We start from the raw sequence: 13,128 nt of genomic DNA on the forward strand, positions 1-13,128 counted from the left end.
CGCTGACGGCACGGTGATCGGCGAGTTGCATCGCCAGCACCGTGCCGCCGAGTTCAAGAAGTTCCTGATCACGATCGACAAGACCGTGCCCGCCGAGTTGGACGTGCATCTGGTCTGTGACAACTACGGCACGCACAAGACCCCGGCGATCAAAGCCTGGCTGGCCAAACATTCCCGGTTCCACATGCACTTCACCCCGACCGGATCATCGTGGATCAACCAGGTCGAACGCTGGTTCGGATTCCTCACCGACCAGATGATCACCCGCGGCACCCACCGCAGCGTCCAGGCGCTGGAAAAGGACATCCGCGCCTGGATCGCCGACTGGAACACCCACCCACGGCCCTTCATCTGGACCAAGACCGCCGAAGAGATCCTCGAGTCACTCGCCCGCTTTTGCAGGCGGATTTCCGGCGCAGGACACTAGCTCCTAGCGCAGCGCGACGCCTGCCTCGGCCGCGACCGCCTCGGCCACCGCGGTCAGCGCCGGCGAGTCGAGCTTCCACTGCTGCCAGTACAGCGGCACCGAGATCGTGCGGCCCGGCGCGAGGTCGACGAGGCCGTCCTGGAGTTGTTGCGGCGGCACCATTCCCCAGCCGAGGCCGGCCACGATCGCCCGCACGTACACCTCGGACGACGGCACGTAGTGGCGGTGTTCCGAGGCGCCGCGGCCACGGGTCAGCGTGCGCACGAAGCGGTCCTGCAGGTCGTCGTTGCGATCGAACACGACGACCGGCGCGTCCGGCAGCCACGACTTCGGCAGGCCGTTCCGGTATCGCTCCACAAAGGACTCCGAAGCCATTGCCGCATAACGGATCTCGCCCAGCTTGGTCACCGAGCAGCCCGCCACCGGCTCACGCGAGGACGTCACCGCCGCCATCACCAGACCCTGCCGCAGCAACGCCGTCGTGTGGTCCTGGTCCTCGCGGTGCAGGTCGAACGAGATCCTGAGCGACGACGGAACCCGTTGCAGGGCGGGCAGGAACCACGTGGCGAGCGAGTCGGCGTTCACCGCGATCGGCACCCGCACGACCGCGTCCTCGCCGAGCGCCGCGTCGAGGTCCTGGTCCAGGGCGAGCAGTTGCCGACCGTAGCGGACGATCACCTCACCCGACGGCGTCAGCCGGACCGGGCGCGCCCGCACCAGCAGCACGCGGCCCGTTCGTTGTTCCAGCGCTTTGACGCGTTGCGAGACAGCGGAAGGCGTGACGTGCAGCGCGGCGGCGGCCGCGTCGAACGTGCCCGCGTCGACGACCGCGAGCAGCGTCCGCACCAGGTCCAGATCCATCACAGCCGCTAATGGTACGTAAGAATCTTTAGCTGGTCTCATCAAGACCGCGTAAATACCGTGGAACGCGTGACAGACCTGCTGCTCGGCTTCGGCACCATGATGACCCTGATCGTCGCGATCGGCGCGCAGAACGCTTTCGTGCTCCGCCAAGGACTTCGCCGGCACGCGGTCGCGAAGGTCGTCGCCGTGTGCGCACTATCGGACGCGATCCTGGTCGCGGTGGGCGTCGCCGGGTTCGGCGTGATCGTGAAGAAGTTTCCGCAGGCGATCACGGTCGCGGCAGTTGTGGGCGGCATTTTCCTGCTGGGATATGGGTTTCTGGCGGCGCGCAGGGCGTTCAGGCCGTCGGCGCTGAACGCCGGAACGGAGACGAACAGCCGGCCCGTGCTGACGGCGCTCGCGCTGACGTGGCTCAACCCGCACGTCTACCTCGACACGCTGCTGCTGCTCGGCTCGATCGCGGCCGGCCGGTGGCTGTTCGGGATCGGCGCGGTGACGGCGAGCATCACCTGGTTCGTCGCGCTCGGGTTCGGCGCGCGGCTGCTCAGCCCACTGTTCGCGAAGCCCCGCGCGTGGCGGGTGCTGGACGGCCTGATCGCCGCCGTGATGATCACTCTCGGGGCGACCCTGATCGCCGGGTCATGATCATCACCAGCACCGCCGCGACCGCCAGGACACCGCTCGTCACGGGCGCCGCCGTCCCGGCGAAAAGGGACGCCGAAGCGAGGCCCGCACTGACCAGAGCACCGATGACGACCCGAGGCCGAAGATCACCCACGTTCTCGACCCTAACCCACGACACGCGCATGTTGGGTGGTGATCCAGGCCCCACCACCACATGTAGTATCTGCCGCGCTAGTGGTTCACCGGCTCGGCTCAACCGGGCCGGTGAGGCAAGAGGGAACCCGGTGGGAATCCGGGACTGCCCCGCAGCGGTGAGTGGGAACGAAAGCCGTCAACGAAGCACTGGGTCGCGAGACCTGGGAAGCGACGGCCGGTAGGCGCGAGAGGGACGCCCACGAGTCCGAAAACCTGCCATTGGTGTGCGCGCAAGCCTGCGCGCACGACACGGTGCCCCGAGGGAGGGCGGCTGTGTGCACCAGTGGTGTGTCTGCTGGCGCGCGCACGCATTTCCTCGGGCAGATCTCGGAGGAGAGAGCGTGCCCGACCGCCCAACCCCATTGGATCGCCTGTCCGGGGTCGTCAACGAAGCCTGCGCCGACCTGCCCAACGCGTCGGCCGAGGCGGTTCTGGCCGAGACCAAACGCAACCTCTACGACGGCATCACCGACGCGGAACTCGCGCTAGCGCCGATCATGGCCGCCCGCACGATGGTCGAGCACGACCCGGACTACTCCTACGTCAGCGCCCGGCTGCTGCTGGACAAGCTCCGCACCGAGGCCTGCGGAGTCCCCCTGTCACACGCCGAGATGACCGAGCGCTACCCGGAGTACTTCGCTCAGTTCGTCCGTTCCGGCATCGAGTTCGGCCAGCTCGACCCGCGCCTCGCCGACTTCGACCTGGCCCGCCTCGGCGCCGCGCTCGACGCCTCCCGCGACCTGAACTTCCAGTTCCTGGGCATGCAGACGCTCTACGACCGCTACTTCCTGCACCACGACGACCGCCGCTACGAGCTGCCGCAGGCGTTCTTCATGCGCGTCTCGATGGGCCTCGCCCTCGAAGAGGACGACAGGAACGCCCGCGCGATCGAGTTCTACGAGCTCCTGTCGAGCTTCGACTTCCTGTGCTCGACGCCGACCCTGTTCAACTCGGGCACCACGCGCCCGCAGCTCTCGTCGTGCTTCCTCACCACCGTGGACGACGACCTCGCCGCCATCTTCCACGGCATCAGCAACAACGCGCTGCTCTCCAAGTTCGCCGGCGGTCTGGGCAACGACTGGACCCCGGTGCGTGGCATCGGGGCGCACATCAAGGGGACCAACGGCAAGTCTCAGGGTGTTGTGCCGTTCCTCAAGATCGCGAACGACACCGCGGTAGCCGTGAATCAGGGAGGAAAGCGGAAGGGCGCTGTCTGCGCCTACCTGGAGACCTGGCACATCGACGTCGAGGAGTTCCTCGACCTGCGCAAGAACACCGGCGACGAACGCCGCCGCACGCACGACATGAACACCGCGAACTGGGTGCCGGACGAGTTCCTCCGCCGTGTGCGCGCGAACGGCCAGTGGACGCTGTTCTCCCCCGACGAGGTGCCGGACCTGCACGACGCGTTCGGCAGCGAGTTCGCGGAGAAGTACCGCACGTACGAGGAGATGGCCGACAGCGGCGAGATCAAGGTCTTCCGCCGCGTGCAGGCCGTCGACCTGTGGCGGCGCATGCTGACCATGCTGTTCGAGACCGGTCACCCGTGGGTCACGTTCAAGGACCCGTGCAACCTGCGTTCGCCGCAGCAGCACAGCGGTGTCGTGCACTCGTCCAACCTGTGCACCGAGATCACCCTGAACACCACGATCGACGAGGTCGCGGTCTGCAACCTGGGGTCGGTCAACCTCGCGCGGCACGTCACGGCCGCGGGCATCGACCACGCGCGGCTCGAGAAGACCGTGCGTACCGCGGTGCGCATGCTCGACAACGTGATCGACGTGAACTACTACACGATCCCGGAAGCCAGGAACTCCAACCTGAGGCACCGGCCGGTCGGCCTGGGCCTGATGGGTTTCCAGGACGCGCTGTTCACGCTCGGCACGCCGATGGCGTCGAAGGAGGCCGTCGAGTTCGCCGACCGTTCCATGGAGGAGATCAGCTACTACGCGATCTCCGCGAGTGCTGAGCTGGCACGGGAACGCGGCGCCTACGGGTCGTTCGAGGGGTCGCTGTGGTCGCAGGGCGTCCTGCCGGTCGACTCGCTGGAGATCCTGGCCGCGACCCGCGCCGAGGGTGAGCTGGAGGTCGACCGCTCGTCCACATTGGACTGGGAGCCGGTCAGGGAGATGGCCCGCAAGGGCATGCGCAACTCGAACGTCATGGCGATCGCGCCGACCGCGACCATCGCGAACATCGCCGGTGTGAACCAGTCGATCGAACCGTTGTACCGCAACCTGTACGTGAAGTCGAACATGTCCGGCGACTTCACCGTGATCAACCCCGACCTGGTGCGGGCGCTCAAGCAGCGCAGGCTGTGGGACGAGCGGATGGTCTCGGACCTCAAGCTGCACGACGGCAGCCTCGGCGCGATCGACCGGGTGCCGCCGTACCTGAAGGCCCTGTACGCCACGGCGTTCGAGGTCGGCAGCTCGTGGCTGATCGAGGCCGGTGCACGCAGGCAGAAGTGGATCGACCAGGCGCAGTCGCTGAACCTGTACCTCTCCCAGCCGAGCGGCCGCAAGCTCGACGAGCTCTACCAGCTGGCGTGGCTGCGCGGCCTCAAGACGACGTACTACCTGCGCACCCAGAGCGCGACGCACGTGGAGAAGTCCACGTTGCAGGGCACCGACGGCAAGCTCAACGCCGTCTCCCCCGTCGCCGTGGACCCGAACTGCTCCATCACCGACCCCGACTGCGAGGCCTGCCAGTAATGAGCGACATCGAAGCCGGTGCGGCACGCGTGAGCGTCGACGACAAGGCGATGATCAACTGCCGCGCCGACGTCAACCAGCTGCTGCCGCTGAAGTACCACTGGGCGTGGGAGAAGTACCTGGCCGGCTGCAACAACGCGTGGATGCCGACCGAGGTCTCCATGCAGGCCGACATCGGCCTGTGGAAGTCTAAAAACGGCCTGACCGACGACGAACGCCTGATGATCAAGCGCAACCTGGGCTTCTTCGCGACCAGCGAGTCGTTGGTGGCCAACAACATCGTGCTCGCGGTGTACCGCCACCTCACGAACCCGGAGTGCCGCCAGTACCTGCTGCGCCAGGCTTTCGAGGAGGCCGTGCACACCCACACGTTCCAGTACATCTGCGAGTCGCTCGGCCTCGACGACGGCGAGCTGTTCAACATGTACCGCGAGATCCCGTCCATCACGGACAAGGCCGCGTGGGCACTGCAGTTCACGCAGCACCTGGAGGACCCGGAGTTCAGGACCGGCACACCCGAGACGGACCAGGCGTTCCTCAAGGACCTCGTGGCGTTCTACGTGGTCTTCGAGGGCATGTGGTTCTACACCGGCTTCGCGCAGATCCTGTCGCTCGGCCGCCGCAACAAGATGGTCGGCATCGCCGAGCAGTACCAGTACATCCTGCGCGACGAGTCGATCCACCTGAACTTCGGCATCGACGCGATCAACCAGATCAAGATCGAGAACCCGCACCTGTGGAACGACGTGTTCCAGAAGGAGGTGCGGACCATGCTCGCGGAGGGCTGCGAGCTGGAGATCGCCTACGGCCGCGACACCATGCCGAACGGCATCCTCGGCCTCAACGCCGAGCTGTGCGAGCAGTACATGCAGTTCATCACGAACCGCCGGTGCGCACAGCTCGGCCTGGAGCCGGTGTGGGAGCCGGCCGAGAACCCGTTCCCGTGGATGTCGGAGATGATGGATCTGAAGAAGGAGAAGAACTTCTTCGAGACCCGGGTCATCGAGTACCAGAACGGTGGATCACTGGAGTGGTGAGCCGAGCCGCACCGCTTTAGGAAGCCCGGCCCGGTCCGCGACCGGCCACGCCAGCGGATCGGGCCCCAGCTCCACCAGCGCGGCGACCTGCAGCCGCGACCACGGCGAGATCGCGCGCGTGCCGTCGAGCACGCTCGAAGCGAACTCGCTCCACGGAACCCGCTCGGTCGAGTCGACCTCGTCCGGGTTGGGGACCGGCTCGTCGTCGGAGAGCACGCGGAACACCGGGCACATCTCGTTCTCGACGACGCCGTCCATCTCGGCGCGGTAGCGGAAGGCCGGCAGCAGCAGTTCGGGTTCGGAGACCTTCATGCCGAGCTCGTCGCGCAGGCGCCGGAGGACGGCCTGGGCCATGTCCTCCTCCGGGAGGGGGTGGCCGCAGCAGGTGTTCGTCCACAGGCCGGGGAACGTCTTCTTGTGCAGTGCCCGGCGGGTGAGCACGGTGTTGCCCGCCGAGTCGAAGACGTAGCTGGAGAACGCGAGGTGCAGCGGGGTATCCGCGTGGTGCACCACTGCCTTGTCCTCGACGCCGATGGCCGAACCGTCCTCGGCCAGGAGGACCACCTGTTCCACAGTCACGGGCACCACGTAATCACACGCGGGCCAAGATCGGGAACCGCGCGGTCGGGTGAGCTTGAGCGGGGAGATAGCCGGACCATAGGTGTCGCAGGTCACTCTGGGGGCATGACTTCCCCGTTCGCACAGGCTCACACCATGTTCCTGGTGCTGGTCAGCCCGACGGGCCAGTACTCGATCTGGCCCGCGGTGCTGCAGGTGCCCGCCGGCTGGCAGGTCGTCCACGGAGTCGCGTCCAGGCAGTCCTGTGCGGACTACGTGGACGCGCTCCGGTTCGACGTGCCGATGGCGGCCTAACGAAGTTCCACCACTAGAGCAATGCGATGTGCCCGTGCGAAGAGGCACCGCCGTGCTCGTTGTTCCCCGCGTACGAGGCCGTGAAGCCTTGCAGCAGCGTGGAGAGACCGACCAGCAGTGACACGTGCGCGTCACAGGTGGCCTTGCCGGACGAGTTGGTCGTCGCGGTGCAGAGCGGGTTGCCCTTCACCGTGCGGAAGACGACCTGCTGGCCGGCGATCGGCACCCCGGTGTGCTTGTCGGTCAGCGTCGCGTCGAGCGAGCGGACCGTGAAACCGAGGAGCCGCAACTGCAGCTGGGCGGACCCTGCTACGAGCTTCGACGTGGCGGGCGGCACGAAGCTGATCGCGATGCCCACCGGGCGCTGGCCCACGGCGATGGTGCCGGTGACCGTGTTCGACGCCGTGTCGATGATCGACACCGTGTTGCTGTTGAAGTTCGTGACGTAGGCGCTGGCGCCGTCCGGCGTGAGAGCCACGCTGATCGGGCGGTCGCCGACGAAGATCTTCTGCAGTTCGGTCATCGTCGTGAGGTCCACGACGGACACCGAGTCGAACTCGCTGTTCGTCACGTACGCGCGGGTTCCGTTGGGCGTCAACGCGATGCCGTGCGGCGTGAAGCCGACGGAGGCGGTGCCGACGACGGTGCGCGAGGCGACGTCGATGGCGGAGACGCTGTCCGAACCCTTGTTGACCACGTACATCCGCTTGCCGTCCGCGGAGGCCGCGATGGCGGTCGCCGCGTTGCCGACGCCGATCGTGGCGACGACGGTGTTGGACGTCGTGTCGATGACCGAGACCTTGCCCGGCCCTGGGACGTCGTGCGTGACGTAGACGGCCGAACCGTCCTTGGTGACGACGACGCCGTCGGCGTTCGAGCCGACCGTGACGGTCGCGGTGACCGTCAGCGTGGCCGTGTCGACCACGGACACCGTGCCGTCCAGATAGTTGGTGACGTAGACGAAGCCGCCGCCGGGGGCGACCGCGACGCCCGCCGGGTGGGTCCCGACGGGAACGGACCTGTCGACCGTGTTGGTCGGCGTGTCGATGACGGTCAGTGTGTTCTGCACGGAGTTCGTCACGTAGCCACGGGTCCCGTCGAACGCGACCGCCGCCATGTACGGCGAACTGCCACCGCCGTCGGTGATCGTCGTGGACACCGCGTTCGTGGCCGTGTCGATCACCGACACCCCGCCGCCGTTGTTGGCGACGTAACCCAGAACCCGGCCGGCGGGTGCCGCGTGGGCCGGGGTCACCACCAGTGCCGAGGTGACGGCGACAGCCATCACCAGTGGACGCAACCGCATGTTCAATGCCTCCTGGCGCGAGTCATCCCGACCCTTTAGGACATCGCGACCGGATGAGCGGACGTTAGCCGTTTCTCGAACCAGTGATCGGCGTACTCGGCGTCGTTGTAACGGCCGATCTCCACGAACCCGTGCTTGGCGTACAGACTCCTCGCCTCCACGAGGTCTCCGCGCGTGTCGAGCCGCAACGTCGTGATGCCGCGCTCCGCTGCCTCGGTCTCCATCGCGGTGAGCAACGCCGACGCGGCACCCTGTCCCCGGAACGCCGAGCGCACGAACATCCGCGTCAGCTCGCCGGCACCGTCGCCGAGGAAGCGCATGCCCAGGCAGCCGGCCTCCTCGCCATCGCGCGACACGACGAGGAACACCGGCACGTCGTGGTCCTGCTCGTCACGTTCGTAGGCGTCGATCTCGGCGTCGTGCGTCGGCCGGCCCCAGTAGCGGCTGATCATCTCCGCGTTGTACTCGCGGTTGAGCGGCGAACGCGCGGCATCGGTGGCCGTCACGGTCCAGTTGGTCATGGGACCATCATCGGAAGGCCGTCCACTGTGATTCAGGTCACTGCAACACCGGCGCCGCGAGAAGCCAACTGGGGGCGTGATGTTCGCGGAGCTGTTCGACGAGCACGCCCATCCGTTGCACCGATATCTGGCGCGGCGGGTGGGCGCCGACGTGGCCGACGACCTCGTCAGCGAGACCTTCCTGGCCGCCATGCGCGGCGAGGACGGCTACGACCCCGAGAAGGGCAGTGTGGTCGGCTGGCTCTACGGCATCGCCACGAACCTGTTGCGCGGGCACGCCAAGCGCGAGACCCGCCTGTTGCGCACCGCCGAACGGTACGGCGTCGACCTCGGTGTCGCCGAGTCGCTGGAGCACACGGTGGTCACCCGCGTCGACTCGCGGGCGCACCTGCGCCGGATCGCCCGCGAGCTGGCCCGGATGTCCGAGACCGACCGTGACCTGGTGCTGCTGGTGTCGCTGGCCGGGCTGTCCGTGCAGGAGAGCGCGGAAGCCCTCGGCCTCAACCCCGGCACCGCCCGGTCCCGTCTGCACCGCCTGCGCGCGAAGCTGAAGGAAGTGGAACATGCGTGACGTGCTGGACGACGACCTCGCCGAGCTGTACCCGGTCCGGGCGAGCGACGACGTGCGGCTGGCCCGGTTGCGCGAGCAGTTGTTCGCCGAGAAGCCGCGGTCCCGCTCACGCCGCTGGGCCGGCATCGCCGCGGCGGCCGTCGCGGTGGTGATGATCACCGGACTCGTGGTGACACTGCGGCCTGCCTCGCGGGACGCGCCCGCGACGCTGCCGGTGAAGCCTGCGGCCTCGTTGCCGGAGGCCGCCACGCTGCTGGAGGTGGCGGAGCAGCCGACGGCGAAGTACCGCCGCATCACCTACCGCATCTGGCAGGTGATGGGAGTGGGAGAGCCGTACGCGTCGTCGGCGATCGAGTTCGAGTTCGACGTGTGGCTGCCCACCGCCGCTGACGAGATGGTCGTGATCTACCGCAGGCCGACCGGCGCCCAGCGGCCGGTCGCGGGTGCACAGCGCCCCACCTCGGACTTCCTCATGGACTCCTCCCGCAACCCCGTGCTGTGGAAGTCGTTCTGCGCGAGCACCCCGTGCAAGGAGGAGACCGTCGGACAGCCGCTGAGCGCCGAACCCGGGCGAAGGCTGGACGACGCCGCGGCCGCGATGCTCTCGCCGTTCACCACGAACGAGGAGAAAGCCGCGCTGTACCGCAGGATCGCCGAGTCCCCCCAGGTCCGCTGGGACAACGGGAAGGTGTCGGCCGACGGCGGCGCGAGGCTGTTCCTCGTCGACCCGGCGACCGGCCAGGTCACCGGCATGGAGGAGCGTAGGTCGAACGACCCGCGGATCCCGGCGCACACGGTGACGACCTCGGTCGCCATCACCTACGAGTGGACCGATCAGCGGCCGTCGTAGGACCGCGGCAGGTACCAGGCCAGGGCGGCGCGCAGTTCGGCGACTTCGCGCTCGCGCCGCCTCCTGGTGCGCTCGTGGGCGATCGGGAACACCCGCACACCGCCGTGGTGCGCGCCGAAGAAGCGGCGCGGCGCCGGGTCCTTGAGCCAGACGACGACCCACGGCCGTTTCTTGTGCGGCACGACGCGCACCCGTGCGAGCTCGTACCACCAGTACTGGTGGAACTTGCCGTTACGCGTCGTGGCGATGCCTTCGCGACTGATCTCGATCACGACCTTGCGGCGTGCGGCGGCGCTGAAGTACCGCACCGCGCGCACGACGAGTACGCAGAACGCGGCCAGTGCCAGCAGTTGCGTGGCGCCGTTCGCCTGCGCGGCCGGGTCGGCGATCGCGGCGGCGAGCAGGGCCACGGCGAGGTTCAGGCCGCCCCACGCCATCGGCACGAACCGTGACGTCGAGAACGTCGCGGCGGCCGGCGTCATCGGGGCGGGCATCTTGCTGGTGGGCGGCTTCGGCGTGACGACCTGGGACAGCAGGCGTGTCACCTCGGCTGGTTCGGGACGCTTGGCCGGGTCGCGGTGCATGCACTTCTGCACCAGCGGCCGCAGCGGTTTGGGCACGCCGTCGATGTCCGGTTCGCCGTGGGCGGCCTTGTAGAGCAACGTCGCCGTCGGGCCCTCGCCGAACGGGCCCTTGCCCGTCGCCGCGTAGACCAGCACGGCGCCGAGGGCGAAGACGTCGCTCGGGGACGCGACCTCCTGGCCGGTGATCTGCTCGGGCGAGAGGAAACCGGGCGTGCCGAAGACCATGCCGGTCTCCGTCAGCGCGGTGTGCTCCATCGCGCGGGAGATGCCGAAGTCGATGACGCGGGGTCCGTCGGCCCCGAGGAGCACGTTGGACGGCTTGAGGTCACGGTGGACCAGACCAGCCCGGTGAATGGCGGTGAGCGCCTCGGCCAGACCTTCGGCGAGGCGTCTCAAATGGTGCTCCGGCAAGGGACCGTGCCGTTCGATGGCCTCCTGGAGCGTCGGCCCTGGCACGTACTCCGTGGCCATCCACGGGCGGGGCGCGCGCGTGTCGGCGTCCACGACCGCCGCCGTGCCGGCGCTGCCGACCGCACGGGCCATCTGCACCTCGCGGCGGAACCGCTCGCGGAAACGCGGGTCGTCGGCGAGCTCGGCCCGCGCGACCTTGACCGCCACCTGGCGTCCGTCGCTGCCTTGCCCCAGGTAGACCGTTCCCATGGCACCACGGCCAAGCCTGCCCAAGAGCAGGTAGTCCCCAATGCGCTGTGGTTGGTCCACCTTCACCGGATCGAGGGTAGCGGGAACTCGGGCCGAAACCTCACATCTGAGTAGATCTACGTATCGTTGTCGCCCATGGGCCGGACCCGCTTGTACCGCAACGGCGAACTCGTGGACAGGGACTTCCCGGTCGCGGAGGTGGCCGGGCGTCTCGAAGATCACTCCGCCGTCGTGTGGTTCGACCTCTGCGCGCCGTCCGAAGACGAGATAGGTCTGCTGCGCGACGAACTGGGGTTGCACGCGCTCGCCATCGAGGACGCGTTCTCCGAGCGGCAACGCCCGAAGGTCGACCGCTATCCCACTCATCTGTTCCTTTCCGTGTACGCGGTCCGGTACGACAAGCACGAGATCAAGACGTGCGAGGTCGACGTGTTCGTGACGCGGAATGCGCTCGTGACGGTGCGCGAGAGTGAGGATTACGACCTGGGCGGCGTTGAGCGGCGGTGGGACAGCGCGCCCCAGCTGGCCTCGTCGGGCATCGGGTTCCTGCTGCACGGGCTGCTCGACGACATCGTGGACGGTCACTATGCCGCCGCGCAGGCCCTCGACGACGACATCGAGGCCCTGGAAGACCGCATCTACGAGGAGAAGCCGCACGTCGGCCGCAGGGCGTTGCAGCTCAGGCGCGCCCTGGTGCAGCTCAGGCGTGTCGCGCTGCCGATGCGTGAGGTGCTGGGGTCGCTGTTGCACCGTGAGCACGACCTCGTGGACGACGTGATGATGCCGTACTACCTGGACGTGAAGGACCACACGCTGTTCACGGTCGAACTGACCGAGTCGATGCGGGAGCTGATCACGAACCTGCGCGAGGCCGAGGTCGCCGTGCAGGGCAACCGGCTGAACTCGATCATGAAGAAGGTCACCGGCTGGGCCGCGATCATCGCGGTGCCGACGGCGATCTCGGGCTACTACGGCATGAACGTCCCGTACCCCGGCTTCGAGCAGAGATGGGGCTTCTGGACCGCCACGCTGGGTATCTTCGGCCTCTCCTACATCCTGTACCTGATGTTCAAGCGCCGCGATTGGTTGTGAGCCAGCTGTGAAGATCCACCTGACCCGCCGCGACGAGCTCGCGATCATCACGATCGACGCGCCACCGCTCAACCTGTACTCCCTCGACCTCGACGCCGAGTTCCACGAGGCCCTGGACGAACTGGGGGACGCGCGCGCGTTGCTGGTCAACGCCTCTGGCCGGGTCGTGTCGGGCGGCGTGGACGTGTCGCTGTTCGCCGCGCAGGAGTACCGCGAGGAGGCGCAGCAGCTGTTCGACCGCATGCTCGTGCTGCCGCAACGCCTCGCCGCGCTGCCGATCCCGACCGTCTTCGCCGCGCACGCACTGTGCCTGACCTGGGCTTTCGAGCTGGCGGTGGCGTGCGACCTGATCCTGGCCTCGTCGTCGGCGCGCTTCGGGCTGGTCGAGAAGGTGGTGGGCCTGACGCCGACGATGGGCGGCACGCAGCGGCTGGCGGCACGGGCGGGCGTGGGTCGCGCGAAGGAGTTCGTGATGACCGGCGATCTTTACGACGCGGCGACGCTCGAACGGTGGAATGTCGTCAACCGGGTGTTTCCGGACGAGGGTTTCGCGCTCGCGGCCGAACAGTTCGCTTTGTCGCTCGCGGCCGGTCCGACGCAGGCACACTTCGCGACCAAACAGGTGCTCGCGCATTTCGAGAACGGTGGCGTCCCGGAGGCCGACGCTCACGTCACGACGATCGCGTCGGCGTTGTTCGAGACCGAGGACCTGCCACGCGCTGTGCACAGCTTCCTCACGGACGGTCCCGGCCGCGCGTCTTTCATCGGTCGCTGATCTCACACATCAAAAATTCAGATGGCTCGGTGATA

At 67.8% G+C, this 13,128-nt stretch carries 14 protein-coding genes and 1 riboswitch; of the genes, 9 read left to right on the forward strand and 5 right to left on the reverse strand.

Going from position 1 to position 13,128, the window contains the following annotated elements; all coding sequences use genetic code 11:
* On the forward strand, nt 1-427 hold a 427-nt coding region (locus BLR21_RS30865; RefSeq protein ID WP_176929873.1), incomplete at its 5' end, for a transposase.
* 3 nt (nt 428-430) lie between these two features.
* Here the strand turns inward: BLR21_RS30865 and BLR21_RS30870 are convergent.
* Nucleotides 431-1,288: a LysR family transcriptional regulator ArgP gene (locus BLR21_RS30870; RefSeq protein ID WP_090011751.1), complete on the reverse strand. Its 858-nt coding sequence runs from the start codon at nt 1,286-1,288 to the stop codon at nt 431-433.
* A 99-nt stretch (nt 1,289-1,387) separates the two neighbouring features.
* On the opposite strand from BLR21_RS30870, the gene BLR21_RS30875 reads away from it, so the two are divergent.
* From BLR21_RS30875 to BLR21_RS30885, 3 genes are all read left to right on the forward strand, one after another.
* On the forward strand, nt 1,388-1,936 hold the full coding sequence (locus tag BLR21_RS30875) for a LysE/ArgO family amino acid transporter (protein WP_090011753.1): 549 nt from the start codon (nt 1,388-1,390) through the stop codon (nt 1,934-1,936).
* Nucleotides 1,937-2,133: 197 nt separating this feature from the next.
* A riboswitch (cobalamin riboswitch) is annotated at nt 2,134-2,345 on the forward strand.
* A gap of 106 nt (nt 2,346-2,451) precedes the next feature.
* On the forward strand, nt 2,452-4,824 hold the full coding sequence (locus tag BLR21_RS30880) for a ribonucleoside-diphosphate reductase subunit alpha (RefSeq protein ID WP_256335043.1): 2,373 nt from the start codon (nt 2,452-2,454) through the stop codon (nt 4,822-4,824).
* On the forward strand, nt 4,824-5,861 hold the full coding sequence (locus tag BLR21_RS30885) for a ribonucleotide-diphosphate reductase subunit beta (RefSeq protein ID WP_090011528.1): 1,038 nt from the start codon (nt 4,824-4,826) through the stop codon (nt 5,859-5,861). The genes BLR21_RS30880 and BLR21_RS30885 overlap by 1 nt, the downstream gene beginning before the upstream one ends.
* Here the strand turns inward: BLR21_RS30885 and idi are convergent.
* Nucleotides 5,847-6,434: an isopentenyl-diphosphate Delta-isomerase gene (idi, locus tag BLR21_RS30890; protein ID WP_030475475.1), complete on the reverse strand. Its 588-nt coding sequence runs from the start codon at nt 6,432-6,434 to the stop codon at nt 5,847-5,849. The genes BLR21_RS30885 and idi overlap by 15 nt on opposite strands.
* A gap of 111 nt (nt 6,435-6,545) precedes the next feature.
* Between idi and BLR21_RS30895 the strand changes: the two genes are divergently transcribed.
* Nucleotides 6,546-6,734 carry an MbtH family protein gene (locus tag BLR21_RS30895; protein ID WP_030475476.1) on the forward strand — a complete coding sequence of 63 codons (189 nt, stop codon included), beginning with the start codon at nt 6,546-6,548 and terminating at the stop codon, nt 6,732-6,734.
* Between the two features lie 13 nt (nt 6,735-6,747).
* Here BLR21_RS30895 and BLR21_RS30900 read toward each other — a convergent pair whose 3' ends face one another.
* A complete protein-coding gene (locus BLR21_RS30900; RefSeq protein WP_090011530.1) occupies nt 6,748-8,040 on the reverse strand; it encodes a YVTN family beta-propeller repeat protein in 1,293 nt (430 codons plus the stop codon).
* Between the two features lie 35 nt (nt 8,041-8,075).
* Entirely contained in the window at nt 8,076-8,561 is a 486-nt protein-coding gene (locus BLR21_RS30905) for a GNAT family N-acetyltransferase (protein ID WP_090011533.1), read from the reverse strand.
* Nucleotides 8,562-8,640: 79 nt separating this feature from the next.
* Here BLR21_RS30905 and BLR21_RS30910 point away from each other — a divergent pair, with 79 nt between their 5' ends.
* Together BLR21_RS30910 and BLR21_RS30915 are read left to right on the forward strand one after the other, a co-directional pair.
* The gene (locus BLR21_RS30910; RefSeq protein ID WP_090011535.1) at nt 8,641-9,132 is read left to right on the forward strand and encodes an RNA polymerase sigma factor; all 492 of its coding nucleotides are present in this window, start codon (nt 8,641-8,643) and stop codon (nt 9,130-9,132) included.
* Nucleotides 9,125-9,982, forward strand: a complete 858-nt coding sequence (locus tag BLR21_RS30915; RefSeq protein WP_090011537.1) for a hypothetical protein — start codon at nt 9,125-9,127, stop codon at nt 9,980-9,982. The genes BLR21_RS30910 and BLR21_RS30915 overlap by 8 nt, the downstream gene beginning before the upstream one ends.
* Here BLR21_RS30915 and BLR21_RS30920 read toward each other — a convergent pair.
* Complete coding sequence (locus tag BLR21_RS30920) at nt 9,967-11,292, reverse strand: serine/threonine-protein kinase (protein ID WP_256335044.1); 1,326 nt, start codon at nt 11,290-11,292, stop codon at nt 9,967-9,969. The two genes, BLR21_RS30915 and BLR21_RS30920, sit on opposite strands and share 16 nt — an antisense overlap.
* A 69-nt stretch (nt 11,293-11,361) precedes the next feature.
* Here BLR21_RS30920 and BLR21_RS30925 point away from each other — a divergent pair, with 69 nt between their 5' ends.
* Both BLR21_RS30925 and BLR21_RS30930 read left to right on the forward strand, forming a co-directional pair.
* The gene (locus BLR21_RS30925; protein ID WP_090011541.1) at nt 11,362-12,318 is read left to right on the forward strand and encodes a magnesium transporter CorA family protein; all 957 of its coding nucleotides are present in this window, start codon (nt 11,362-11,364) and stop codon (nt 12,316-12,318) included.
* 7 nt (nt 12,319-12,325) lie between these two features.
* Nucleotides 12,326-13,093 carry an enoyl-CoA hydratase/isomerase family protein gene (locus tag BLR21_RS30930; protein ID WP_256335045.1) on the forward strand — a complete coding sequence of 256 codons (768 nt, stop codon included), beginning with the start codon at nt 12,326-12,328 and terminating at the stop codon, nt 13,091-13,093.
* Nucleotides 13,094-13,128: the final 35 nt, after the last annotated feature.

Origin of the sequence: Lentzea albidocapillata subsp. violacea (assembly GCF_900100275.1) — a bacterium.
Lineage (GTDB): Bacteria > Actinomycetota > Actinomycetes > Mycobacteriales > Pseudonocardiaceae > Lentzea > Lentzea violacea.